This is a genomic window from Gordonia sp. (in: high G+C Gram-positive bacteria), assembly GCF_052106715.1.
GTDB lineage: Bacteria > Actinomycetota > Actinomycetes > Mycobacteriales > Mycobacteriaceae > Gordonia.
The window spans coordinates 1-24,939 of sequence record NZ_JBQEDL010000039.1; the positions used below are offsets into that span (position 1 = coordinate 1).

22 protein-coding genes and 2 pseudogenes are annotated in these 24,939 nt (G+C 66.5%); 4 read left to right on the forward strand and 20 right to left on the reverse strand.

Annotated elements, in window-relative coordinates; all coding sequences use genetic code 11:
- The 6 genes and pseudogenes from ACTIMF_RS16200 to nadA form a co-directional block, all read right to left on the reverse strand.
- A pseudogene (locus tag ACTIMF_RS16200) lies at window positions 1-305 on the reverse strand (imidazoleglycerol-phosphate dehydratase); the annotation flags it as partial.
- The gene (locus ACTIMF_RS16205) at window positions 302-1,426 is read right to left on the reverse strand and encodes a histidinol-phosphate transaminase (RefSeq protein ID WP_442351340.1); all 1,125 of its coding nucleotides are present in this window, start codon (window positions 1,424-1,426) and stop codon (window positions 302-304) included. The gene ACTIMF_RS16205 and the pseudogene ACTIMF_RS16200, both read right to left, overlap by 4 nt.
- 14 nt (window positions 1,427-1,440) lie before the next feature.
- Window positions 1,441-2,763, reverse strand: coding sequence for a histidinol dehydrogenase (gene hisD / locus ACTIMF_RS16210; protein ID WP_442351316.1), 1,323 nt, complete (start codon window positions 2,761-2,763; stop codon window positions 1,441-1,443).
- A 142-nt stretch (window positions 2,764-2,905) separates the two neighbouring features.
- The gene (locus ACTIMF_RS16215; RefSeq protein ID WP_442351317.1) at window positions 2,906-3,370 is read right to left on the reverse strand and encodes a GNAT family N-acetyltransferase; all 465 of its coding nucleotides are present in this window, start codon (window positions 3,368-3,370) and stop codon (window positions 2,906-2,908) included.
- A 41-nt stretch (window positions 3,371-3,411) separates the two neighbouring features.
- A complete protein-coding gene (gene nadC, locus ACTIMF_RS16220; protein WP_442351318.1) occupies window positions 3,412-4,305 on the reverse strand; it encodes a carboxylating nicotinate-nucleotide diphosphorylase in 894 nt (297 codons plus the stop codon).
- Window positions 4,302-5,312, reverse strand: a complete 1,011-nt coding sequence (nadA, locus tag ACTIMF_RS16225; protein WP_442351341.1) for a quinolinate synthase NadA — start codon at window positions 5,310-5,312, stop codon at window positions 4,302-4,304. Before nadA ends, nadC begins: the two co-directional genes overlap by 4 nt.
- A gap of 229 nt (window positions 5,313-5,541) precedes the next feature.
- Between nadA and ACTIMF_RS16230 the strand changes: the two genes are divergently transcribed.
- The gene (locus ACTIMF_RS16230) at window positions 5,542-6,219 is read left to right on the forward strand and encodes an NUDIX hydrolase (protein ID WP_442351319.1); all 678 of its coding nucleotides are present in this window, start codon (window positions 5,542-5,544) and stop codon (window positions 6,217-6,219) included.
- A 51-nt stretch (window positions 6,220-6,270) separates the two neighbouring features.
- Here the strand turns inward: ACTIMF_RS16230 and ACTIMF_RS16235 are convergent.
- From ACTIMF_RS16235 to ACTIMF_RS16260, 6 genes and pseudogenes are all read right to left on the reverse strand, one after another.
- Window positions 6,271-6,801 (reverse strand): annotated as a pseudogene (locus ACTIMF_RS16235) (DUF2567 domain-containing protein); the annotation flags it as partial.
- The gene (bsaP, locus tag ACTIMF_RS16240; RefSeq protein WP_442351320.1) at window positions 6,798-7,058 is read right to left on the reverse strand and encodes a biotin synthase auxiliary protein BsaP; all 261 of its coding nucleotides are present in this window, start codon (window positions 7,056-7,058) and stop codon (window positions 6,798-6,800) included. The pseudogene ACTIMF_RS16235 and the gene bsaP, both read right to left, overlap by 4 nt.
- Before the next feature lie 58 nt (window positions 7,059-7,116).
- On the reverse strand, window positions 7,117-8,151 hold the full coding sequence (bioB, locus tag ACTIMF_RS16245) for a biotin synthase BioB (protein ID WP_442351321.1): 1,035 nt from the start codon (window positions 8,149-8,151) through the stop codon (window positions 7,117-7,119).
- Window positions 8,148-8,864, reverse strand: coding sequence for a dethiobiotin synthase (bioD, locus tag ACTIMF_RS16250; RefSeq protein WP_442351322.1), 717 nt, complete (start codon window positions 8,862-8,864; stop codon window positions 8,148-8,150). The genes bioB and bioD overlap by 4 nt, the downstream gene beginning before the upstream one ends.
- Window positions 8,861-10,033: an 8-amino-7-oxononanoate synthase gene (locus ACTIMF_RS16255; RefSeq protein ID WP_442351323.1), complete on the reverse strand. Its 1,173-nt coding sequence runs from the start codon at window positions 10,031-10,033 to the stop codon at window positions 8,861-8,863. The genes bioD and ACTIMF_RS16255 overlap by 4 nt, the downstream gene beginning before the upstream one ends.
- Window positions 10,030-11,313 carry an adenosylmethionine--8-amino-7-oxononanoate transaminase gene (locus tag ACTIMF_RS16260; protein ID WP_442351324.1) on the reverse strand — a complete coding sequence of 428 codons (1,284 nt, stop codon included), beginning with the start codon at window positions 11,311-11,313 and terminating at the stop codon, window positions 10,030-10,032. Before ACTIMF_RS16260 ends, ACTIMF_RS16255 begins: the two co-directional genes overlap by 4 nt.
- A 111-nt stretch (window positions 11,314-11,424) precedes the next feature.
- Between ACTIMF_RS16260 and ACTIMF_RS16265 the strand changes: the two genes are divergently transcribed.
- From ACTIMF_RS16265 to treY, 3 genes are all read left to right on the forward strand, one after another.
- Window positions 11,425-11,988, forward strand: a complete 564-nt coding sequence (locus ACTIMF_RS16265) for a TetR family transcriptional regulator (protein WP_442351325.1) — start codon at window positions 11,425-11,427, stop codon at window positions 11,986-11,988.
- Between the two features lie 80 nt (window positions 11,989-12,068).
- Window positions 12,069-14,222, forward strand: a complete 2,154-nt coding sequence (locus tag ACTIMF_RS16270) for an acyltransferase family protein (RefSeq protein WP_442351342.1) — start codon at window positions 12,069-12,071, stop codon at window positions 14,220-14,222.
- A gap of 31 nt (window positions 14,223-14,253) precedes the next feature.
- Window positions 14,254-16,566 (forward strand): malto-oligosyltrehalose synthase, encoded by a 2,313-nt coding sequence (gene treY, locus ACTIMF_RS16275; RefSeq protein ID WP_442351326.1) that lies wholly within the window; start codon window positions 14,254-14,256, stop codon window positions 16,564-16,566.
- Between the two features lie 11 nt (window positions 16,567-16,577).
- On the opposite strand, the gene ACTIMF_RS16280 is transcribed toward treY, so the two are convergent.
- The 8 genes from ACTIMF_RS16280 to ACTIMF_RS16315 are packed head-to-tail and all read right to left on the reverse strand — an operon-like array spanning window position 16,578 to window position 24,938.
- Window positions 16,578-17,360: a hypothetical protein gene (locus tag ACTIMF_RS16280; protein ID WP_442351327.1), complete on the reverse strand. Its 783-nt coding sequence runs from the start codon at window positions 17,358-17,360 to the stop codon at window positions 16,578-16,580.
- 7 nt (window positions 17,361-17,367) lie between these two features.
- Window positions 17,368-18,531, reverse strand: coding sequence for an MlaD family protein (locus tag ACTIMF_RS16285; protein ID WP_442351328.1), 1,164 nt, complete (start codon window positions 18,529-18,531; stop codon window positions 17,368-17,370).
- Window positions 18,528-19,643 (reverse strand): MCE family protein, encoded by a 1,116-nt coding sequence (locus ACTIMF_RS16290; protein WP_442351329.1) that lies wholly within the window; start codon window positions 19,641-19,643, stop codon window positions 18,528-18,530. The genes ACTIMF_RS16285 and ACTIMF_RS16290 overlap by 4 nt, the downstream gene beginning before the upstream one ends.
- Window positions 19,640-20,752: an MCE family protein gene (locus tag ACTIMF_RS16295; RefSeq protein WP_442351330.1), complete on the reverse strand. Its 1,113-nt coding sequence runs from the start codon at window positions 20,750-20,752 to the stop codon at window positions 19,640-19,642. The genes ACTIMF_RS16290 and ACTIMF_RS16295 overlap by 4 nt, the downstream gene beginning before the upstream one ends.
- Entirely contained in the window at window positions 20,746-21,738 is a 993-nt protein-coding gene (locus tag ACTIMF_RS16300; protein ID WP_442351331.1) for an MCE family protein, read from the reverse strand. Before ACTIMF_RS16300 ends, ACTIMF_RS16295 begins: the two co-directional genes overlap by 7 nt.
- Window positions 21,735-22,769 (reverse strand): MCE family protein, encoded by a 1,035-nt coding sequence (locus tag ACTIMF_RS16305; RefSeq protein ID WP_442351332.1) that lies wholly within the window; start codon window positions 22,767-22,769, stop codon window positions 21,735-21,737. Before ACTIMF_RS16305 ends, ACTIMF_RS16300 begins: the two co-directional genes overlap by 4 nt.
- A complete protein-coding gene (locus ACTIMF_RS16310) occupies window positions 22,766-24,064 on the reverse strand; it encodes an MCE family protein (RefSeq protein WP_442351333.1) in 1,299 nt (432 codons plus the stop codon). The genes ACTIMF_RS16305 and ACTIMF_RS16310 overlap by 4 nt, the downstream gene beginning before the upstream one ends.
- 7 nt (window positions 24,065-24,071) lie before the next feature.
- Window positions 24,072-24,938, reverse strand: coding sequence for an ABC transporter permease (locus tag ACTIMF_RS16315; RefSeq protein ID WP_442351334.1), 867 nt, complete (start codon window positions 24,936-24,938; stop codon window positions 24,072-24,074).
- Window position 24,939 lies beyond the last annotated feature (1 nt).

Below are 24,939 nucleotides of genomic sequence, written 5' to 3' on the forward strand. Positions count from 1 at the left end.
GCGTCACCGAAACGGCGGATGCCCTTCTTATCGCCAAGGGCCTGACCGATCGCGGTGCCGAGCACGATCGAGGTGTCCTCCACCGTGTGGTGGGCATCGATCTCGATGTCGCCCTTGGCCTGGACGGTGAGGTCGAAGCTGCCGTGCGCGCCGAACGCTGTCAACATGTGGTCGAAGAACGGCACACCGGTGTCGATGTCGGTGACTCCGGTGCCGTCGAGGTCGATCTCGACGAGAATCGACGACTCGCGCGTCGTCCGCTCGACGCGGGCGATCCTGTGCTGGCCTGTGCCTGCGTTGGTCACTCTGACTGCTTTCGGTCGGTGCCGGCCAGTTTGTCGCTGACCGACAGGAAGACATCGTTTTCGGCGGGCAGTCCAATCGTCGCACGCAGCCGCCCCGGAATGCCCACATCCCTAATCAGCACACCGTCGTCGAGGTATCGCTGCCAGGTGGCTGACGCGTCCGCGAAGTCGCCGAACAGGATGAAGTTGGCGTTCGACGGGCTCACGTCGTACCCCATGGCGGTGAGCGCAGCGACGACCCGTTCGCGTTCGGCGACGAGCGCGGCCACCGAGTCGAGGGTTTCGACACTGTGCCGCAGCGCGGCGCGGGCTGCGGCCTGGGTGATCACCGACAGGTGATACGGCAGGCGCACCAAGAGCAGCGCTTCGATCATCGCCGGTGCGGCCGCAAGATAGCCGAGTCTGCCGCCGGCAAACGCGAACGCCTTGCTCATGGTGCGCGAGACGATCAGTTTGTCGCCGTACTCGTCGAGTAGGGACACCGCGCTCTGCTCGTCGGAGAACTCGGCGTAGGCCTCGTCGACGATCACGATGCCGGGAGCCGCGCGCACGATCGCGGCGACGTCGGCGGCCGCGAGGCTCTCCCCCGTCGGGTTGTTCGGCGACGTCACGAAAACGACGTCCGGAGCCTCCTCGGTGATCGCGGCGATCGCCGCATCGACGTCGAGACTGTAGTCGTCGGCACGGTGCGCCGGAATCCAGGCCGTCTGTGTGCCATCGGAGATGATCGGATGCATCGAGTACGACGGGACGAAACCCATCGCGCTGCGGCCCGGGCCGCCGAACGCCTGCAGGATCTGCTGCAGGATCTCGTTGGACCCGTTCGCCGCCCACAGGTTGTCTACAGTCAGCGCGACCCCGGTGGCACCGGACAGGTAGGCGGCGAGATCGGTGCGGAGGTCGATCGCGTCCCGATCCGGGTACCGGTGGAGTTCTTCGGCCGCACTGCCGACCGCTTTCGCGACGTCGTCGACCAGCGACTTACTCGGCGGGTGCGGGTTCTCGTTGGTGTTGAGCACCACCGGAACCTTCAGTTGAGGTGCACCGTAGGCCGACTTGCCGCGCAGGTTCTCCCGCAACGGCAGATCCGCGAGAGTGAATCCTTCCCCAGGCGCCCGCACCGAGCGCTGCGCACTCACCGGTCGACCGCGAATCGCGCGGTGACCGCCTCGCCGTGCGCGGGAAGGTCTTCGGCGTTCGCGAGGGTCACGACGTGGTCGGCGACTCCGGCCAGCGCATCGCGGTCGTAGTCGATGATGTGAACGCCGCGCAGGAAGGTCTGCACAGACAGGCCGGACGCGTACTTCGCCGAACCGGTTGTCGGCAGGACGTGGTTCGATCCCGCGCAGTAGTCGCCGAGGCTCACCGGTGAGTACGCGCCGACGAAGACTGCGCCCGCGCTGGTGATGCGGTCGGCGACGGCGGCGGCGTCGCGCGTCTGGATCTCGAGGTGCTCGGCGGCGTAGGCGTCGACGACGGCGATGCCCGCATCGAGGTCGTCGACGAGGACGATGCCGGACTGCTTGCCCGCAAGGGCCGCCTTGACTCGTTCGGAGTGCTTGGTGGCATTCGCAGCGGTCTCGACCGCGCCGTCGACCGCGTCGGCGAACGACTCGCTGTCGGTGACCAGCACCGACGCCGCGAGGACATCGTGCTCGGCCTGACTGATCATGTCGGATGCGACGATCGCCGGATCGGCGGAGTCGTCGGCCAGTATCGCGATCTCGGTCGGCCCGGCTTCCGAGTCGATGCCGACGACGCCGCGCACGAGGCGCTTGGCCGCGGTCACGAAGATGTTGCCGGGGCCGGTGACGAGATCGACGGGGTCGAGCGTCGCGCCGTCGGTGTCGATGCCGCCGTACGCCAGGAGCGCGATCCCCTGGGCTCCGCCGACCGTCCACACCTCGTCGACGCCGAGCAACGAGCATGCGGCGAGGATCGTGGGGTGCGGCCAGCCGCCGAAATCGGCCTGCGCGGGCGAGGTCACGACGAGCGAACCGACGCCCGCCTCCTGGGCCGGTACGACGTTCATGACGACGCTCGACGGATAGACGGCGTTACCGCCTGGAACGTACAGACCGACGCGGCGGACCGGGATCCACTTCTCGGCGACGGTGCCCCCGGCCACCACCTGAGTGCGGGTCGTCTGACGTCGCTGGTCCGCGTGGACCAGCCGGGCGCGTCGGATCGACTCCTGCAGGGCCGCAGTCACAGCCGGATCGAGGCTCTCTCGCGCATGCCTGATCACGTCGGCGGGAACTCGCACGCTGGCAGGCCGGACCTTGTCGAACTGCTCGGTGTAGTCGAGGGCAGCCGTGGAGCCGTGCTCGGCGACCGCTTCGACGACGGGGGTGATGCGAGGCAGCACGGCGTTGACGTCGGTTCCGCCACGGGGCAGTGCGCGACGCAGTTCGCTCAGCGTCGGGACGGTGCCCCGCAGGTCGGTACGGGCAAGCATGGGTATCTCCACTCAAAGTCTGCGATTCGGGCTCCCACCCAGGATATGTCGTGCCCGCAACCTGTTTGCGGTCGCCTCGGGCCACGCACACCACTGTTCACCGATCAGAACACCGAATCGGCCGTCACCGACGTCGTGGTTGTCAACGTGAGCCCGGTGCCGGACGTCGCATCGGCACGTGAGGTATCCCGTCCTCGACGAATCGAGGGCCGTCGACGACGTAGCCCCAGCGGGCATACATCGAATCGAGGTGCGCCTGAGCGTCCAGGACGCTCGCTGCGTCCCCGATCACGGCGACGACCTCGTCCATGACGGCCCGGGTGAGTCCCGTACCACGCAACTCGTGGCGGACGCAGACACGACCGACGCGAAAGATCTTGCGGCCGTCCGCGAGTTCGTCGACGAGGAGTCGTGCCGTCGCGACGGGCGCACCGTCGGGATCGGCGCACCAGAAGTGCACCGTCGTCGGCTCGACGTCCCGACCATCGATCTCCGGGTACGGACAGTCCTGTTCCACCACGAACACGTCGACACGCAGTTTCAGGATGCCGTGGAGGGTCGTCGGGTCGAGGTCGATGAGAGGTGCACGGTGCACAATCGGAGTCACGGTCCCATGATGCCGGACGGCACTGTGATCATCGGCTCCGATCACATGTCGAGACCGAAATCGAGGACGGCTACCGAATGAGTGAGGGCTCCGACGGCGAGGTAGTCGACGCCGGTCCGCGCATAGTCGATCGCGACGTCGATGGACAGGCCACCCGAGGACTCGAGCTTGGTCTGCGGGGCTTGCGCGTCTCGTCGCTGAACCGCCATCTGCGTCTCCCACGGCTCGAAGTTATCGAGCAGAACGAGTTGCGGGTCCAAGGGCAGCACCTCGTCGAGTTGGGTGAGCGAGTCGACCTCGACTTCGACGGGGACGTCCGGCGCCACGGCACGAACGGCCTCCAGAGCCTGCGCGACGCCCCCGGCGGCGACCACGTGATTGTCTTTGATGAGCGCGGCGTCGCCGAGCCCCATCCGATGATTGACGCCGCCGCCCGCGCGCACCGCGTACTTCTGCAGGACGCGCATCCCGGGCAGGGTCTTGCGCGAGTCTCGGATCTTCGCTGCGGTCCCGTCGACAGCCTCTACCCACGCCGCAGTCGCCGACGCGATCCCCGACAAGTGGCAGAGCAGGTTCAGCGCGGTCCGCTCGGCAGTCAGCAACGCCTGCATCGGTGCGGTCACCGCGAGCGCCACGGTGCCGGGCTCGACGCGCGTGCCGTCGGCCAATTCCTCGTGCACCTCGTAGCGGCCCACACCGATTACCTGGTCGAAGACGGCCCGGACTACCGGGAGTCCGGCCACGACGCCGTACTGACGGGAGACGATCCTCGCCTCGGCGAGCGCATCCTCCGGCACGTTCGCAAGCGATGTGATGTCCGGCCCATACCGCAGATCCTCGATCAACGCGGTACGGATCAACGCCAGGAGGTCCTCATCGACGTCCAGCACCAGGGCACCGGCAGCGGCCTCGTCGCCGACGAAAGCGTCCGTCATTCGCCGCCGCCCGGGTTGCCGATCGCAATCATGCGTTCGACGGAGGCGCGGGCCCGCTCGGCGACGGCGGGGGCCACGAAGACCTCGTCCTTGCCTTCGGCGAGGCAACGCAGCAGTGCGGCCGGGGTGTTCATCTTCATGTACGGGCACGCGGCACGCGAGTTCACGGCCTGGAAATCGACGTCCGGCGCGGCTTTACGTAACTGGTGCAGCATCCCGACCTCGGTGGCGACCAGCACCTGCTTGGACTGCGTAGCCTTCGCCGCGTCGATCATTCCGCCGGTGGACAGGATCTGCACTCGGTCCTCGGGGACCGTGCCCTCACCCGCCAGGTACAGGGCCGACGTCGCGCACCCACACTCGGGGTGGATGAACAGCTCGGCGTCCGGGTGCGAATCGACCTGATCGGTCAGTTCGTCGCCGTTGATACCCGCGTGGACGTGGCACTCGCCCGCCCAGATGTGGATGTTGTCGCGACCGGTGGCCCGTTTGACGTGTGCACCGAGGAACTGGTCGGGAAGGAAGAGCACCTCACGGTCTGGATCGATCGAGGCGACCACGTCGACGGCGTTCGACGACGTGCAGCAGATGTCGGTGAGTCCCTTCACCTCGGCCGTCGTGTTCACGTACGAGACGACCAACGCGTCCGGGTAGTCGGCCTTCCACTCGCGCAACTCGTCCGCGCTGATCGAGTCGGCGAGCGAGCACCCCGCCCGCTCGTCCGGAATCAGAACTCGCTTCTCCGGGCTGAGGATCTTGGCGGTCTCAGCCATGAAATGGACGCCGCAGAACACGATCTCGTCGGTGTCGACCTCGGCCGCGATCCGGGACAGAGCCAAGGAGTCGCCGACGTAGTCGGCGATGTCCTGAATCACCGGAAGTTGGTAATTGTGGGCGAGGATCGTCGCGTTCCGCGCTTTCGCTAGGCGCTTGATCTCGGTCGCCCAGGCCGCATCGGGCTCGACTCCCCCGTACGCGGCGGGGATGCCATGGCGCGGGTCGGGCATACCGAGATCGGTCTCGGTCCGGTTGATCACGGTTCCAGTCGTCATGGCGGGAACTCCATTCACATCGTCTGGCGACGGCGGGCTGCGCCGCGGCCAGGGCCGTAGAACAAGTCTGCAGGTTTCCGACTATTGATCGATAACCCTGCGCTCATCGTAACACCGGTGAGGACGGCATTGTTCCGCGCATCACACGCCGCCGCGACCTGCACGATCTCCTAGACTCTGTGCCATGGCCGAATCCGTGCGCGTTGAAGTGCTGTCCTCGGTGTTTCAGGTCCGCGAATGCGGCGACATCGGCCACACGCTTCACGTGCTCCTCGTCCGCAGGGGCGGCGGCTGGGCACTGCCGGGCGGCGACATCGGCGACCGTGACACTCTCCCAGCAGCCGCGCAACGTCATCTCGGCGAACAGGCGCGTCTCACGCGCGTCGCCCACCTCGAGCAGCTGTCGGTGTTCTCCGATCCGGACCGAGTCCCGGGAACTCGGACCATCGCCTCGACGTTCCTCGGACTCGTCCCTCGCGACATCCCGGTCGAATCGACCTCAGACGACGCGTTGTGGGTCGACGTCAGCGATCTGCCGAACCTGGCGTACGACCACGCCCAGATCGTCGAACAGGCGCGACGCAGGCTCGCCGCGAAACTCTCGTACACCAACATCGCGTTCGCACTGGCCCCCGGCACGTTCCCCATGTCGGAGCTCTCCGAGATCTACGGCGCGGCACTCGGCTACACCGTGGACGCGACCAACCTGTTACGGATCCTATCGAGGCGCGGGGTGGTCGTCGCCACCGGAACCGTCGGGCGGACGGGGCGATCCGGTGGGCGCCCACCCAGCCTCTACGCCTTCGCCGAGACCACCCTGCGGGTGACCGACGAATTCGCCACCCTGCGCCCGCCACTCTGACTGCCAATCCGGCGTCGGCGGATCTGCTTGCAGCGACGGATTCTTCGCGGTCAGCACGCACACCAGATACACGATCACCGCGGCGGCCGGCGCGCAGATCAACAACAGCCACGGCTGGGTGACATCGGAGTCGAACCACAGTCTGACCGTCAACTCGTAGTCGCCCGGAACGTTCTCGTCGAGGGCCGGGCGCACTGCTTTCGCTATCCGCGTCCCGATGTCCATCGCGAGGCCCGACGAGACAATCGCCGTCACGGTGGTCAAGATCAGGCCCGGCACACCGCGCATGCCGCGCAGACCGAACCACGACGCCAGCGCGAGCACCACGCCGAGACCGAACGTCAAGAATGCGAACGTCGCCACTCCGCCGAACAGGTTGGCGGACGCGCCCTGGTCGAAACGCCCTTCGCCCGGTGTCGTCACTGTCGCCTTGACCGCCGGCGACATCAGTACCCACAATCCGCCGACCAGTACCGACAGCACGAGCACGACGACGACGAAGGTGAGCGCCGAACGGTAATCGACTCTCGTCGACGATGTACTCGGGGACACTGATGTACTCGGGGACATTGGGGCGGTCATCGCAGGCCTAGCTCCGCCGAGTCCACGACGCCGTGACGGGAGCACCGAGCGTCCCACCCGTCCGGTCTGACCTGCACCACCATCCGACGACCGCACTGTCCGCAGAATCGGGGCGGCTCCAGTCCCATGCGGGCAGCCGCGGGAACCGTGTCGTCGGCCTGCATTTCCAGTTCGATCCCGGTGTAGACGCCGTACTCGAGCGGCTCAGCGAGCGGCCCCGGAACTGTCCTGGTTTCGATCGAGTTGATGCCGATCATCTACTGCCTCCTGTCGACGCCGGGCGCGACCACGACGGTACACCCCGCGCGGGGAGCGTCAGATCGTGTCATTGAGCACCTTGATCGGCATCGACAAGTCGTCGAGCAGATCGAGGTCGCTCTCGGCCGGACGGCCGAGCGTCGTCAGGTAGTTGCCGACGATGACGGCGTTGATACCGCCGAGGATCCCCTGTTCGGCTCCGAGATCGCCGAGTGTGATCTCGCGGCCGCCGGCGAACCGAAGAATGGTGCGCGGCAACGCAAGCCGGAAGGCTGCTACCGACTTGAGGGCTTCGGACGGCGGCAGCACGTCCAGATCGCCGAACGGCGTTCCCGGGCGCGGGTTGAGGAAGTTCAGCGGGACCTCGTCGGGTTCGAGGGAGGCGAGGTCAGCGGCGAACTCGGCTCGCTGCTCGAGCGACTCGCCCATCCCGAGGATGCCGCCGCAGCACACCTCCATGCCTGCGTCACGGACCATTCGAAGCGTCCCCCACCGCTCTTCCCAGGTGTGCGTGGTGACGACGTTCGGGAAGTGGCTGCGCGCCGTCTCCAGGTTGTGGTTGTACCGGTGCACGCCCATCCCCGCGAGCTCGTCCACCTGCTCCTGCGTCAGCATGCCGAGACTGCACGCGATCTGGATGTCGACCTCGTTCCGGATTGCCTCGATCCCCGCCGCGACCTGAGAGAGCAGACGCTTGTCCGGGCCGCGGACCGCTGCGACAATGCAGAACTCGGTCGCCCCGGTCTTCGCCGTCTGCTTCGCCGCTTCGACGAGCGACGGGATGTCGATCCATGCGCTGCGGACCGGGGACGCGAACAGTCCCGACTGGCTGCAGAAGTGGCAGTCCTCCGGACAGCCGCCGGTCTTGAGGGAGATGATGCCCTCGACTTCGACCTCGGGACCGCACCAACGCATACGCACGTCGTGGGCCAGCGCGAGGACTTCGGTGAGCCGGTCGTCGGAAAGCTGCAGGACCTGCAGCACCTGATCCTGGCCGAGGCCGACACCGCGTTCGAGAACCTGCTCGCGGGCGGTGGCGAGAATGTCGTCGGTGGCGGTTGCAGCGCTCTGCGGTTGTTCGGTGGTGGTCACTGGATGCACTCCTGTCGATCATGATGGGTCGGGCTGACGATGAGACTGGGCCGCACCCACGAGGGTGCAGAGATCTGAAACTCGGTGGGCGTGAGGGCCCCTGCTCCCGCGGGAACGACCCCGACGATCGGCACGCCGGTCAACCGCTCCAGATCCTCGCGGTTGCACTCCATCGCGAGGTCGGGCTCGGTTGGCCAGGATCCGACGACGAGGCCGGTGACGGTGACGCCCGCGCGGGCGAGTTCGCGAACGGTTAGTTCGGTGTGGTTCAGCGTCCCGAGACCGGGGGCGGTGACCACGACAGCAGGCGCATGCAGAGTTCGGGCGACGTCGACGATCGTCAGATCCGGCGCGAGTCGCACCAGGACGCCGCCTGCGCCTTCGACGATCACCAGATCGCAGTCGGCAGATAGGTCACCGACCGCGCCGCACACGCCGTCAAGAGTCAGAAACCCCAGCCCCGCCCGATGTGCGGCACTCTCGGGCGCGAGCGGATCCGGGTAGCGGGCGCCTTCGCGCGTCGGCAGGGTGCCGACCAGAGCCTGAACGGCTGCGAGGTCACCGGCCTCGCCCGGCGCGACACCGGTCTGCGCGGGCTTGACCACGCCGACGCGCAGTCCGTCGGAGTGGGCCGCGGCGGCGATCGTCGCCACGGCGATCGTCTTACCCACGTCGGTTCCGGTGCCTGTGACGACTAGGATGCGCGCGGTCATCGGACGGCCTCCATGGCACTCGAGCGGTGCGCGAGGCCCCGCCGAGGCGCGACTGAGGCCAACGCGTCACGTACCACGTCGGCCACCGTGCCGAGAGTGGCGTCGTCGACGTCCGCGCGCACCGTGAGACGAAGCCGCGATGTACCCTCGGGCACCGACGGCGGACGGAAACATCCGACGAGAACCCCTCGATCTCGACAGATGCCTGCAGCGGTGACAGCGGCGGCGGGATCGCCGACGACGAGCGAGACGACAGCCGAGTCAGGGGCAGGCGCTCCGAGTGCGCTCGCGATGAGATCGGCGTTGCGGCGCAACGCGAGCGGCAGGCCCGGATCGGCGACCAGGACCCGGAGTGCGGCGTGCGCTGCGCCGACCGCGGCCGGGTTGAGACCGGTGTCGAAGATGAATGTCCGCGCGTGATCGATCAGATGATCGCGCAACAACCGTGACCCGGCGACCACTCCCCCTTGAGCGGCAAGCGATTTGGAGCAGACTGCGGTGACGACCAGATCGTCGACGCCCGCCAGTCCACACTCGGCCACGAGACCGCGACCTCCTGGCCCGCGGACGCCGATCGCATGCGCCTCGTCGACGAGGAGCGTCGCGCCCGTCTCCCGGGCAGCCGCGTACAACTCGCCGAGCGGGGCGAGTCGCCCGTCGATGCTGTACACGGAGTCGGTCACGACGAGGGCGCGATCCTCCACACGTTGCGCTAAGGCACGCCGGACCGCATCGTGATCGCCGCGGTCGACGACCACCACTCGGGCGCGCGAGAGCCGACAGCCGTCGATCAGGGACGCGTGCGCACCGGCATCGCTGACGATCAGGTCGCCGCGCCCGGCCAGCGCGGTGATCGCCCCGACGTTGGCCAGGTACCCGGACGAGAACAACAGCGACGACTCGGTTCCCAGGAAGCTCGCGAAGTCGTCCTCGAAGTCAAGATGCGCCTGTGTCGTCCCGACGACCAGTCGCGACGACGTCGCGCCCGTCCCCCACGTGTCCAGCCCCGCGTGTGCTCCCGCGATCACCGCGGGATGGCGGGACAGTCCCAGGTAGTCGTTGGACGCCAAGTCGATCTCGCTCACCCCCGGTTGCCGCGCAACCGGCGCGCGATGCAGGCCCGCGACGCGCGTCCGGTCTGCGACAGCGGCGAGCCACGCGGCGGTCATGCGGCGGCCGCCAGACTCGCTCGGACACCCGCGCCGAGCCCCCCGGTGATCGTCGCCAGGTCGGCGTCGTCGATGACGAACGGCGGCATCGTGTAGATCAGGTTGCGGAACGGGCGCAGCCAGAGGCCCGCGTCGAGAACCGCGTCAGTCGCCGCCCGCATGTCCACGTGGCGGTCCAGTTCGACGACGCCGATCGCCCCCAGAACCCGGACGTCGGCGACTCCGGCTAGGTCCGCGAGTGGCGCCAGCCCGGTGCGCAACCCGTTCTCGATCTGCGGGATCCGGGTGCGCCAGTCCGATGCCGCCAGCACCTCGAGCGACGCGGACGCGACCGCACACGCGAGCGGGTTGGCCATGAACGTCGGCCCGTGCGCAAGACCGCCCGCCTCTCCGCGGCTGATGACCTCGGCGATCTCGCCGGTCGTCAGTGTCGCGGCCAGGGTCAGGTAACCGCCGGTCAATGCCTTGCCGACACACAGGATGTCGGGTGCGATCCCGGCGTGGTCGACCGCGAAGAGTTCACCGGTCCGCCCGAATCCGGTCGCGATCTCATCGCAGATCAACAGCACGTCGTGTGCGTCGCACAGGCCTCGCAGTGCACGGACCAGTCGCGGATCGTGGAACCGCATGCCGCCTGCACCCTGCACCACGGGTTCGATGATGACCGCGGCGATCCGGTCGCCCTGCCCGGCCAATGCGTCGTCGACGAGCGCGATGTAGTCCTCGTCGTAATCGACCGGCGGTGCGGGCACGAACACCTGCTCGGCGATCACGCCGCGCCACATGGCGTGCATGCCGCCCTCCGGGTCGCACACGCTCATCGGCGCAAATGTGTCGCCGTGGTAGCCACCGCGCCAGGTCAGGACCCGGTTCCGTTCGGCGTGCCCCCGACTTCGTTGATATTGGACGGCCATCTTGATGGCCACCTCGACCGAGACCGATCCGGAGTCGGCGAAGAAGACCTTGGTGAGCGGTGTGGGAGTCAGGTTCACGAGAGTCGCGGCCAGCCGTGCGGCCGGTTCGTGAGTGAGGCCGCCGAACATGACGTGCGACATCTTCTGCAACTGGGCCGTCGCCGCGGCGTCGAGAACCGGGTGCCGGTACCCGTGGATCGCCGCCCACCACGAACTCATGCCGTCGACGGCGGTCGACCCGTCGGCGAACGTCAAACGCACTCCGGACGCCGATTCGACCACCCGTGGCGACGTCGAAGCGGGGAAGCCGCCGTACGGGTGCCACACGTGATCGGCGTCGATCTGCTCGATGGCGACCTGATCCACTCGGCGCTCCTCACACAATTCTCGTCACAGCACACCGCTGCGGTCCTGAACACCGTACAGGAACACCTGTACGTCGTACAGGAGCGTCGATTCGCGCGCTACCCTGGCCGAGTGAGCAACTCCCGGGCCGACGTCCTCGCCGCCGCACGCGCCATCTTGGCCGAGCACAGCCTCGCCGACCTGACCATGCGCCGACTGGCCACCGACCTCGGAGTCCGACCGAACGCGCTCTACTGGCACTTCCCGAACAAGCAGACGATGCTCGCGGCGCTCGCCGACGACATCCTCGCAGGCGTCGAGCCCTCGAGGAAAGGCTCTGCGCCCGAACGGATCCGGAGCGCCGCGGTAGCGATGCGAGCCGCCCTGCTCGACGTTCCCGACAGCGCCGAGATCGTGTCGTCGGCGTGGGCATCCGGACTGTCCACTCGCTCGACCCTGGAGACGATCGTGACCGTCGCCCGCGACGGCGGACTCGACGCGCAGACGGCTGACGGGGTGGCGACCGCGGTGTGCCAGCTGACGATCGGGCTCACTATCGAGGAGCAGACCCGCACCCAGATGGAGCGGCTCGGGGTCACCGGACCGTCCGGGCGTGATTTCGACAGCGAGTTCGCACGCGGTCTCGACGTCATCGTCGCGGGCGCGCGCGCACAGACTGCTGTCTCGACCGATTAGAGGTCTTTAGGCGCGGTTGAGTACATTCATGAGTCGTTCATGAACAAGGACTCTCACGTCCACTGACCGAAACGACCGATATCGTGACCGCCACCGACCCCGCGCCCGACGTTCGTCCCGCGTACCGCACCGATCTGGACGGTCTGCGTGGAGTCGCCATCGCCCTGGTCGCCTGCTTCCACGTCTGGTTCGGCAAGGTCTCCGGTGGCGTCGACGTCTTCCTCACCCTGTCCGGATACTTCTTCGTCGGCTCACTGCTGCGGCACTCGATCGCCTCCGCCGATCCGGTCGCGACCTTCCGCGACACGCTCAACCCGTGGCCGCGCCTGTCCCGCCTGCTACGCAGACTGCTTCCCGCACTGGTCACCGCGCTGATCGGTGTCGCGATCGGAGCGTTGATCTTTCTTCCGCAAACGCGGTGGGTCAACATCGGCCGCGAGATCGTCGCCAGCGCCTTATACTTCCAGAACTACAATCTCGCGTGGAACTCGCAGGACTATCTGGCGGCGAGTTCGGCCAACAGTCCGCTGCAGCACCTGTGGTCGATGTCGATGCAAGGGCAGTTCTTCGTCGCGACCATGATGTGCGCGCTCGTCCTCGCGGCAGTCCTCAAACTCCTCGGTACCGTGCTTCCGGCGTTCACTCGGGCAACGGTGATCCGCACAGTCATCGGCGTCATCGTCGCGGTCGTCGCCGCCGCGTCGTTCTGCTACGCGACGGCGCAGCAAGGCGTCAACCAGCCGTACAACTACTACGACACGCTGGCTCGACTGTGGGAGCCGCTCGTCGGCGGTCTACTCGCCGTCTGGATGCCCCGAGCCCGCGTGCCGTCGTGGCTGCGAACGCTGGTCACGGTTGGAGCGCTCGCGCTCATCGCGTCGTGCGGCTGGTGGATCGACGGCGTCGCCGAATACCCGGGGCCGTTGGCCTGGGTGCCGGTCGGCGCGACCTTGCTCGTCATCTGGGCGGGTTCCGAGGCCGGGCCTCGTCCGGCCGCCAACCGGCTCCTGGCCTCCCGCCAGGGCGTCTGGCTGGGCAATCTCGCCTATGCCCTCTACCTGATCCACTGGCCACTGCTCATCTTCTATCTCGCGCACGCGGACTCCGACCACGCGACGTTCGTCGAAGGGACGTGCATCCTCGCAGTCTCGCTCACTCTCGCGTGGCTGGTCAAGCGCTTCATCGAGGACCCGTTACGAGGAGGTGGACGCTCGCCCCTCGCCGACCGCCACTGGCCGGGTCGCCCGCGGATCCGTTACGCCGCGATCCTCTCGACGTTCCTGGTACTCGGCGCCGCCGTCGTCGGCACCGGGGCCAAACTTTGGGAGCACCATATGGCGGCCATCGCGGTCGACACCGCCGACCTCGATCCCCGCCTGTATCCCGGCGCCCGCGCTCAGATAGACGAGATCCCGGTGCCCGCGCTCGACCCGCAGCCCACTCCGCTGGCGGCAGAGTTCGACCTGGCCCCGACGACGGCCGACGGTGTGATGGCCGACTTCGCAGACCTCGACTTCCATGTCGGCGTGTACGGCGACCCGAACGCCGAGCGCACGATCGCCGTCGCGGGCGGTTCGCACGCCGAGATGTGGGTCCCCGCGCTCGACATCATCGGCAAGCGAAACGGCTTCAGGGTCACCACCTACCTGAAAATGGGATGCCCCCTCACGCTGGAGGAGAGTCCGACGCGCCTCGACGGAGCGCCCTATCCGGAGTGCGCGACCTGGGTGCGGAAGGTGCTCGATGAACTCGAACGCGTCCGACCCGACGCCGTTTTCACCAACTCGACTCGACCGAGCCCCGACGGGGCGGCCGATCACGTGCCACCCGGCTACCTCGGCGTGTTCGACGCACTGACGGCAGCCGGACTGCCAGTGATCGCGATCCGCGACACACCGTGGCCGCACGACGACGCCGGGCATCCGATCAACACGCCAGGCTGCCTCGCCAACGGCGGCGACGCGCAGACGTGCGGCTCGGAGCGAGCGGCGGCGCTGGACCCCGTCGATCCGATCACCGACTACGCACTGCGCAATCGGCTCCTGTCTCCGCTGGATCTGTCCGACTATGTCTGCGACGACACGTTCTGTCCGGCGATCGTCGGTAACATCATCGTCTACAAGGACGACCACCACCTCGGAGCAACGTACGTCCGCAGCTTGAGCAGCGCGCTGTCTCGCGAATTGGAGGCGGCATTGCCGTGGACCGGGCCGTCGTTCGGTCCGTTCCGCTGATCGGGCACCCACCGCACACGATCGGAGCGCGATGACCACGGCCCCAGCCGACCCAGTCGCGACCTATCGGGTGCAGCTGACGCCCGACTTCGCGTTCGCAGAGGTCGCCGGCATTCTCGATCATCTCGTCGACCTCGGTATCAGTCACCTCTACCTGTCGCCGATCTTGGCTGCCATGCCCGGTTCAACGCACGGCTACGACTGGTGCCCGCCCGCCCGCATCTCGCCCAAACTCGGTGGCATCGACGGTTACCGATTGCTCCACGCGCACGCACAGGCCCTCGGGATCGGGATCGTGTTGGACATCGTCCCCAACCACATCGGTGTCTTCGACGCCCGCCACAACCACTGGTGGGCCGACGTCCTGCGCAACGGTGCCGAGTCCCGGTACGCCGAGTACTTCGACCTCGATCTCGACTTCGGCGACGGTGCGCTGTGCCTGCCGTGGCTGCCCGCCGACGGCGACCTGTCGCAGTTGCGCCTCATCGACGGGGAGCTGTGGTTCGGCGAGCGATACCTGCCGACCTCCGACGGCACCGTCTCGTCGGGCCGTTCCGCGCGCGAGGTCCTCGATCGTCAGCGCTATCGGTTGGTCCCGTTCGACAGCCGTCAGATCGGATATCGGCGTTTCCTCGCCGTCAACGAGTTGGCGGCCCTTCGCCAAGAGATCCCGCGGGTCTACGACGCCACTCATGAATGGCTGCGTGAGCTGGCGTCCGACGACCTCTTCGACGGTGTCCGCGTCGACCACCTCGACGGGCTCATCGATCCGATCGGCTACTGCCGCAGACTTCGTGAGGACATCGGCGACCGACTCCTGTACGTGGAGAAGGGGCTGAGCGTCGGGGAGCGGCTGGATCCGGAACTGCCCGTCGACGGCACGACCGGTTATGACCAGCTCCGCCTGATCGAGGGCGCGTTCACCGCACCCTCCGGCGCGATCGAGCTGTCGGAGGTCTACCAACGGGTCACCGGCATGTCGGGCGACGGCGACGAACTGAATACGCGGGCGTCGCAGCTGCGCCATGTGACGCTCATCGATCTGTTCTCAGACCGAGTCCGGCGTACTACCGCACTGTTCGCGAGATCGGCGCCCGACGTCCCCGTCCACCGGGTGCAGGCAGCTGTCGCGACGGTCGTCTCGCGTGCACCCGTCGCTCGCCCCGGCTACCCGTCGCTCGCGCCCGCGGTCGTCGCCAGGATCGCGCGAATCCGCCGGGAGACCCCCTCCATGGGCGACGGCCTCGACGTACTGGCGCGCGCCTTCACCGACCCGGACACCGCACCGGAGGCCGTCGCCCGACACGGCGAAGCGGTGTACGCGGTGTCGGCGAAGGAGATCGAGGACATCGGCTACCACCGGACGGGCCGTCTGGTGTCTGCGAACGAACTCGGCTGCACCCCGTTGATCCCGTCCGTCGATCGGGACGAGTTCCACGGCGCTCTGGCCGCCCGCGCCCGCAACTGGCCTCGGTCGCTGTCCGCGTTATCGACCCACGACACCAAACGGAGCGAGGACGTGCGGGCGCGGATCGCGGTGATCGCGCAGATCCCGCAACGGTGGACCGTACTGGTTCTGACGCTCTGGGGCATTGTGCCTCCTCCACACGCCCAGACCGCGTACTTCCTGCTACAGAACCTGATCGGCGTCTGGCCCGACGCGGGAGTCCCGGGCCTGGCCATCCGGGAACGCTTCCACGCCTATGCCCGGAAGTCGATGCGCGAGGCACAGCTCATCTCGTCGTGGACGACGGTGGACGACGCCGCCGAGACTGCGGTACTCGAGTGGATAGACCAGTTGCTGGTCGGGACGCCTGCCGAGCTCATCTGCGACTTCGTCGAGATCATCGCCGCACCGGCCCGTGACGAGTCCATCTCGCGCAAAGTACTGTCGTTGGCGACTCCGGGGGTGGGGGACATCTATCAGGGAACCCAGTGGTGGGACGATTCGCTCACCGACCCGGACAACCGCAGGCCCGTCGACTACGGGCAATCTCTCGATCATCCGAAGGCCGCGATGGTCGCGACGACGCTCGCCGTACGTCGGCGCCACCCGGAGTGCTTCGGTCCTGGCGGCGTGTACGAAGCCGTCGTCTGCCGGGGCACGAGTGGCATCCACGTCGTGGCGTTCACGCGGGGCGACGCCGACGGACAGCCGCACGTGCTCGTGGCAGCCGTCCGTCTGGCTCACACGTTCCGGCCCGGCCCGACTCGCGAACACGCGGTGATCCCGTTGCCGCCCGGGGTGTGGCGCGACGCCGTCACCGGCGCCGACCATTACGGCAGCGTCACCGCCGACGTCGTGCTCGAGGACCGGCCCGCCGTGGTCCTAGAACTCCTCTAGCCCGCGCAGGCTCAACCCGCCGGTTGCGTCGGTATCGCGGGCACCGGCCCGGTCTGCGCATTCGGGTCACCGGTCGACGCCGACTCGCCGGCCATCCCCGGAACTGCCTGCACATTGGAGACGAGCCAGTCGCCATCGACCTTGTCTAGAGTCAACTGGATGAGGGTGACGGCGTGGCCGCCGCCGGGGGCCGTCGCCGACGTCCCGGTGAACTCGAAGCTCACCACTGTCACGGCGTGATCGGTCGAGAACGACTCGACCATCGACGAATTGATCTTGGTCGTCACGTTCGCGAGTTTCTGGGTGTCACGCCATTTCACCGTCTCGGACGCCGACGTCTCGATCTGCTTCTTCTGTGCGCCCGTCGACAGCGGGCCGACCTTCGCCTTAAGCTGATCGGCCGACGCACCGTCTTTCAACAGGACTCCGAAGTACTGGGTGACGTATTCGGAGGCGGCAGCCTTGCTGTCGTCGAACGCGTTCAACTCCTGCTGGGTGTCATACCACTTCCACCCGCAGAAGCCGAGTACGACGAGGACTGCGATCACGACGACTGCCGCCGCGGCGCGGGTTAGGGCGCGCGCGGACACCGTGAACTGTTTTCCCTGCGCCGACTCCTGCTCGTCGGCACGAGCCTGCGCCCGCGCTTTGGCCTTGGCGGCGACTCCGCTGGTCGCGGCCCCCGCTCGGTCTGCGGTGTCGTCTGCGGTGTCACCGACGTCGACCGTCTCCTTCTCGGTCTCGCGCCCTTCGTCGCCTGCGGTGTTCTCGATCTCAGAATCCTCGGAGCTCATACATCCTTCACTTGTCCAGCGGAACCGTGCGTGCATTCGGATCGTAGTTCGGCGGCGGCCGCCCCGTGTCGTCGCCCTCGGGCCGGGGAGCGTTCGCGGAGCCGCGAGTCTGCAGCGTCGGATCCTTGGTCTCGCAGTACAGATTGGTCGGAACGGCCAGTTCCAGAATCTTGGTCGGTCGTACCGGAGCCAGCGAGTAGTTGCAGGCAGGGCGCGGGTACAACGACGCCAACGCCCACCAGGCCCCGTCGTGGAACATCTTCTGCGCCTGAATGCTGCCGTCACGGATCGTCGGGAACAGATTCGCCAGCGTCGGCGCGCGCAGCGCTCCCTGCCTGCCGATGTCCAAGAACTGTTTCACGATGTCGGTGACCGGGTCGGTGATCGTGGACAACGAACCAGCGAGCGACGTGAACTGTGCTGGACCGTTGCCGAGCAGCTTCCGGATCTCCCCGTCCGCATTCGCGACGGCCGTCATCAACTCGTTCGTGCCCGTGGCGAGTCGCTGGAAGTCCGGTTGGACGTTGGCTGTGGTCTTGAAGACGGTGCCGAGGTTCTCAATGAGCTTCGTCGTCTGCGGAAGCACCCGAGCCAGGTCTGCGAAAATGACTCCGCCGGAGTGGAAGATCGACTTGAGTTGGTTCGGGCCCTTGTCGTTGAGCGCGATCTCGAGTTCCTGCAAGGTCGACGTGAGTTTCGGCGCATCGATCTGGCCGATCACATCCAAGGTGGACTGCAGCATCGATGAGAACGCGACGGTCACGTGCGTCTGGTCGCCCATCTCGATGGTGTCGCCGTCTTCCAGGTACGGGCCCGCATTGGTGGCGGGGGTGAAGTTCACATACTGCTCACCTGCCGCCGACAGACCCAGTGCCGACACCTTCGCCTCTTTATTGATCTTCACGTCGTCGTTCAACCGCAGCTCGACCTGGACGCTCGACGGCGTCACTTGGATGTCGCGGACCTCCCCTATCTGCGAGCCACGGAGCATCACCTTGCTGGTGCCCTGCAGACCGCCGGACTCGGGAAACTTCACGGTCACGTCGTAGGTGCCCTGCCAGGGGCGCCAGCTCAGCGATCCGAACGCGAGGTACGACAGACCGAGGAGCATCACGACGACGAGACCGAGGTTGCCGATGATGACTTTGTGCTTGATGAGCCACTTCTTCATCGCTGCCCACCGCCGTTCACGCCGCCGCCCTTCACGCCGAGGGTCGCGAGCAGACGCTGCAGAGTCACCTGGAGTGCGTGGTCGCCCTTCGTGATGTCGGCGGCCTCCGGCAGGCGTGAGGCCGAATCGAATCCGACGCCCGGCGAGAGCCAGTAGATCTTGGCGGCCACAGCGGCGGCCGAACCCTGGGTCGACTTGACCCATTTCGGATTCAGCTTCGTCAACCGGTCCGAGAGCGGTCCGAATATCGGCGCCGACTCATCCAGCGCGTCCAACGTGGTGTTCAAGTTGACCAGCAGGTCACTGAAGTTCTGCTTCTCTGACTTCAGGAAGTCGTTGGTGGCGGAGGTCACCTTATTCGATTTGTCGAGCGTCGTCAGGATCGATCCGACCTGGCCGTCGACCGCGTCGATGGCGGCGGGCAGCTTATTGATCGACGCCGAGATCTGGGCCCTGCCGTCCGCGAGTGCCTGCGTCAGACGGGACGTGGCGACCATCGCCTCATCGACCTGTCCCGAGTTCCTGTTGAACTTGTCGATCGCGGTCGTGAATCCTTCGATGGCGCCGTGCAACTCCGGTGCGTTGCCGCCGACCGCCGTTGACAGTTCGGTGAAGATCCGCTGCAAGGCGCTCACCGACCCGCCGTCGACGAGTCCGGTGGCACTGACGAGCAGGTCTTCGACGGTCGCCGCAGCCGATGTCGGACCGGTCAGCCTGCCGCCGTCGCCGATCGTCCCCTTCGACGGGTTCGGCGGCGGCACGAGCGCCACGAACACGTCGCCCAGGGGCGTCGCCTGACGGAGTTCGGCCCCGGTACCCACCGGGAGAGTCACGCTCTTGGACACCGACATGGTGACGTTGGCGCGATAGTTCTCGGCGACGATGTCGTCGACCTCGCCTACGTCGGTGCCTCCCAACCGCACTTTGGCCTGGGAAGGCAGGTTGAGCGCGTTGTCGAACGACGCGTGGACGGTGATCGCGTCGCCGATGCCGCCTGGCGCGGGCAACGGGATCTGCTCGACGGTGACGCCGGGGACCGCGCCGCACGCGGCGAGGCTGATCGTCGTCACAAGCGCGACGGCTGCTGCTGCGAACTTCCTCTTACGTGTCATTTCGTCAACAGCCCCAACAGTCCGGAATAGACACCCATGTCGGGGCCGAAATCCTTCAGCTGCCCGTTTCGGCATCCCTTCTTGTCCACTCTGATCGCCTCGCACACTGTCGTGGTGAGTTCGTTGTCGAGCAACGACTTGTCGAGCAGCACCGAGGCACGCCATGCGCCCTGCTCTGCCGAGATCGAGTTCGACAGGTTCTGGAATAGCAGCGGAGCGATATCGACTGCTTCGACGACCTGCCGTGAATAGTCCGACAGGTTCCCGATGACCGCGCTCAACCGTCCGGTCGACGAGCTAATGGTGCCCGCGTTGTTCGCCAAGAACTCCGATGTGTTCTGCAACGTGCGGTTCAAGTCGCCCAATGTGGAGACCAAGCCCGCCGACTGGTCGCCGAGCATCTGCGAGACCTGCGTCATCGAGGACGAGAACTGCATCATCTTCGGATAATTGTCGGTGAGCGTCGTCGTCAACGTGCTCAACGACTTGATGATGTCGACGATCGCGTCGCCGTTGTCCGCTCCGGTCTTTCCTGCCTTCGCCAACGCCTCGAGTGCGTCGCGCAGACGCTCGCCGTTGCCGTCCGCCACACCGGAGGTGATGTCGACGAGGTCGGCTATGGGGCCTTCGCCCGGCTTGTCACCCGACAGGTTCACGACCAGGCGATCGATGGAGTCGAACAGGGTTCCGATCTCGACCGGGGCCTTCGTGTGCTTGATGACGCCGTCGTCGCCGAGCTTCGGTCCGCCGGTGTACGCGGGCGTCAGCTCGACGTGACGGGTCGTCACGATCGAGGTGTTGACGATCGCCGCCGTCACGTCTTCGGGAATCGCGACGTCGTCGTCGACCGTCATCTCGACCTTGACCCGGGTGCCCTGCGGGTCGACCGACAGGATCCGCCCGATCGGCATCCCGAGGACGGCGACATCGTTGCCCTCGTACAGGCCTGACACGTCGTCGAAGTACGCGGTCACCGTCGTGGACTGTCCCAACGCCGCCGACCAGCTCGCGGGGATCAGCGAGCAGCCGGTGATCGTGAGCATCGTCGCCGCGGTGACCGCGACCGCTGCGAGCGCGCGTCGCATCCCGCTTCTGTTCGTGGTCAGCATCCGTCAACCACCTTCGCCAGGCACAGCCAGTTGTCGGGGAAGATGCCCCAGGGCAGATAGCCGTTGGCATACGGGCCGTCGCCGACCAAGTTGTTGGTCAGGCGGGCGGTCACCGGCAGGACTTCGAGCATCTTCCGCAGGTTGTCACGATTCTTCTCAAGACCCGACGAGATCGTGTCGAGGTTCGCCATGACCGGTGCGAACTGGTTGCTGTTCTCTGCAGCCACCGCTCGCGCCTGTTCGGTGAGTTCGGCGATCCCGTCGAGCATCCGGGTGACCAAGCGCTCTCTCGTCTGGATCTTGGTAGCCAACTGGGCACCCTGTCCGACGATGATCGACAGCTGGAACTGGCTGTCCTGCACTTGTTCGGTGACGGCCTTCGTGTCGGTCATGAGCTGGCCGATCTGGTCGGTCCGGTTGTTGATGACGTCCGACATGCGGGTCAACGCGTCGAGAGTCGGCTCGGCGATCGCCGGCGCACCTTTCAGTTGGCTGTTCAACGTGCGGATGCTATTGGCGAGGTCGTCGGCTTTGATGCCCGCGAGAACCGGGGTGCCCTTCTCAAGGGTCTTCTGCAGGTCGTACGGAACCCGCGTCTCGGTGATCCGGTCGCCATCCAATTCTTTGTCGGATTCGCCGAGGACGACGTCGACGTAGCGCTGGCCGAGGAGGGTCGACATCTTGATCTCGGCGGAGCCGTCCTCGTTGACGGTGACGTCGTTGTCGACCTTCATCGTGACCTTGACGTGGTCGCCCGCCAACTCGGTGGCGCTGACCTCACCGACGTCGACGCCCGCGACCCGCACCTTGTCGCCCGTTCGGAGGCCGCCCGCTTGGATGAAGTCGCCGGTGTAGGTCTTCTTGCCGAGGTTCGCGGAGCTGATGCTGACCACGGCGACGAGTACGACGACGATGCCGATGGCGCCGATGATGCCATACCACAGGCCACGACGACCGTTGAAGGATGATCGAAGACGCTTGTTCATCGGCACACCACCGAGTGCTGGGTTCCACCGATCTGCGTGATCAGTCCCGGCGGAAGGAGAACGTCGCCGATCGCGATGTCGAGTTCACATGCGTAGATGTTCAAGTAGGTGCCTTGCATCATGACGTTTGGGAAGTGGCCGAGGAATTCCGGCAGCACCTCGGCCATGGCATCGAGCTTCCCGCCCTGGCCGATCAGTTTGGTCGTGGCTTCGCGGGCTGCGGTTCCGGCATCGCGGAGCGAACCGCGGTTCTGGGCCAGGACATCGGCGAAACCGTCTGCGGTCGTACCGATCTGGTCGATCGACTTGCCGAACGCTGCGGAGTTGCCGTTGAGGTTCTCGACGAGCTTCGACGCACTGTCGATCAGCGTCTGCACCTGCTTGCCCTGAGACGCGAGTTCACGCATCACCACGGAGAGGTTGGTGATGATGGTGCCAAGGACTTGGTCGCGGTCGGCCATGTCGCTCGCGACCTGACCGATTTGGGCCAGAGTGCGCGAAAGCGACACCTCGTTGCCCTGGAATGTCTGGATCAGGCTCTCTGACAACGAGTTCACCTGCTCGGGAGTCAACGTGTCGAACACCGGTTGGAAGCCGGCGAGCAGCTTGGTGACGTCGAAGGAGTCCTCTCCCGGCAGGTGGAGCGTCGATCCCTTACTCAGTTCGGGTCCGGGTGTGTCGCCGTCCAGATTCAACGCGAGGTACCGCTGACCGATCAGGTTCTGGTAGCGGATCGCTGCCCGGGTGTTGTCGTAGACGTGTTGGCCGTCCTGCACTTCGAAGGTGACTCGCGCTCGCCCGCCGTCGAGTTCGATGTCTTGCACTCGTCCTACGCGTACGCCCGCCATGCGGACGTCGTCGCCCGACGCGAGTCCCGACGCGTCGCTGAACTCGGTGGCGAAGTCGGTCACCTCGCCCTGCACGGTCCGTTCCAGGGTCGACCAGATCAGGTAGGTCAAGAGGAGCGCGACCACCGCGAATACGCCGAAGCCGATCAATGGCTTTCGAACACTGTCGGTGCTCTTACTCATCGCTGTCCCTTCTTCTCGGGTGCGACTGACACCAGCGGACCGACCATCAACGTCTCCGCGGACGTCGGCTTGCGACCGAGCGCGGTCCCCAATGTCTTCGAATCACGTGAGGTCGAGACACCGCTGGCTCGTTTCCGATTGCGGTCCGGCTGCATCCCGCCCTCGGGATACACCGACAGCGGACCGGACATCGTCGGACCGGTACCCGTGCCAGGGCCGACACAGCCCGGTCCACGCAGCTGACCGTACGGTCCGCCGTCATACACCGGACAGTTCTGCTTGGAGTACATCCGGTAGGCGCCGAAGTTGACACCCAGATTCAACTGAACGTGTCCGTTGGTCCCGGTGAAAACGCCAAGCACCCGCCCGGCGAGGACGTAGAGTTCGTTGAGCGCCTGCGGCATCGCGTCCGGGTCGAGCATCGTGGCGCCCAACGTGGTGTTGAGGTCACGGACGACCCGCTTGCCCGCGTCTCCGTTCTTGGCGAACAACGCCTGCGTCGTGTCCAGGAGATCCTGACTGTTGGAGAGCAATGCCGTGAGATCGTCCTGCTTCTCGGTGAGGGTCAACGCCGGCTTCACCGACTTACCGAGCGTGTCGAGCAGATCCGGGGTCGACGCGGCGAGGCCTTTGACCGACGAGGTGAAGGCGTCGAAGCCGGACGGCGCGCCGGGTGGGAACTGCGCGTTGATCGTCTTCCAGTAGTTGTCGAGGACTCCGACGAACGTCGAGAACGTGGCGCCGCCACCGTCGAGAGCGTCGGCGATGGTGCCGAGCACCATCCCGAGGTCTTCCGGCGGGACACTGCGTAGGAGTGTCCGCAGATCGTTCTGTGCGTCCTGCAGCCGGATCGTCGGTTCCGAGGTGTCGGCCTTGACCACGTCACCGGCGGATAGTCGGTCATCGGACGGGTGTTCGGGTCGGATCAGCTCGACCGAGTTGACCCCGAACAGGTTGGACGGCACGGTCCGCGCCGTCGTATTCGCCGGAATCCCCTCGGCCTGTTTCGGCTCGAGCAGCATCTGGACTTCGCGTCGCTGGTCGGACGACGAGCCGACGACCGACACCGAGTCCACCTCGCCGACGATCATCCCGTTGTAGCGCACGTCGGCACCGCTGATGAGCCCGTCGCCGACATCGGTCAACGACGCTGAAACGTCGGTGGTCTTGTCGAACTTGCCTTCGTACCGCGCCCACAGGACGCCGAGCACGACGAGGCCGACCACGGCGAAGATCACTCCGCGCACGAGGTACGTCGCCACCGACGGGTCACGTCCACCTGTATCGATTTTCATTAGCCGGCTACCCCGATATCCTGATTCCGGCGGTCATACCCCAGAACACGAGCGTCAAGATCAGATTTGCGAAGACGATGGTGATGATCGACAACCGGATCGCATGACCTGCGGCGATCCCGACGCCCTCCGGGCCACCCGACGCGAAATAGCCGTAGTAGCACTGGATGAACGTCGTCAGCAGGACGAACACGATCACCTTGATGAACGAGAACACCACATCGCGCGACATGATGAACGAGTCGAAGTAGTGCTCGTAGGTCCCCGAGCCCTGCCCGCTCTGCACCTGGAACATCACCTGGCAGGCGATGTAGTTCGCGGCCAGCGAGATCGCGTACAGCGGGATGATCGAGAGCACTGCCGCCGCCATGCGGGTGGTAACCAGGTACGGCAACGGGCGGATCGCGATCGACTCGAGCGCGTCGATCTCCTCGCTGATGCGCATCGAGCCCAACTGCGCGGTGAAACGGCAGCCCGACTGCGCGGTGAACGCCGTCGCGGCAAGTAGCGGTGCGATCTCGCGGGTCGTCGCGAACGCCGACAGACCACCGGTCACCGGGTCCATGCCCAGCAGATGCAGCGCAGTGTACCCCTCGATGCCGACGGTCGCGCCGCCCATGACACCGAGAATCACCATGACGCCGACGGTGCCGCCGCCCACGACGATCGCGCCGTTGCCCCACGCGACGTCCGACAGCAGTCGCCAGACTTCCTTCTTGTAGTGGCGGAAGGTGATGGGCGCGAGAGCGATCGAGCGCACGAGGAAGGTGATCAGGTGGCCCATCGCGACGAGTCCGTCGCGCGGCCCTGCGATCGCTTTGCGTCCCCACTGCAGTGGCCGGAGCGCGGGGGGTGTGTACCGCGAGGCTGTCACA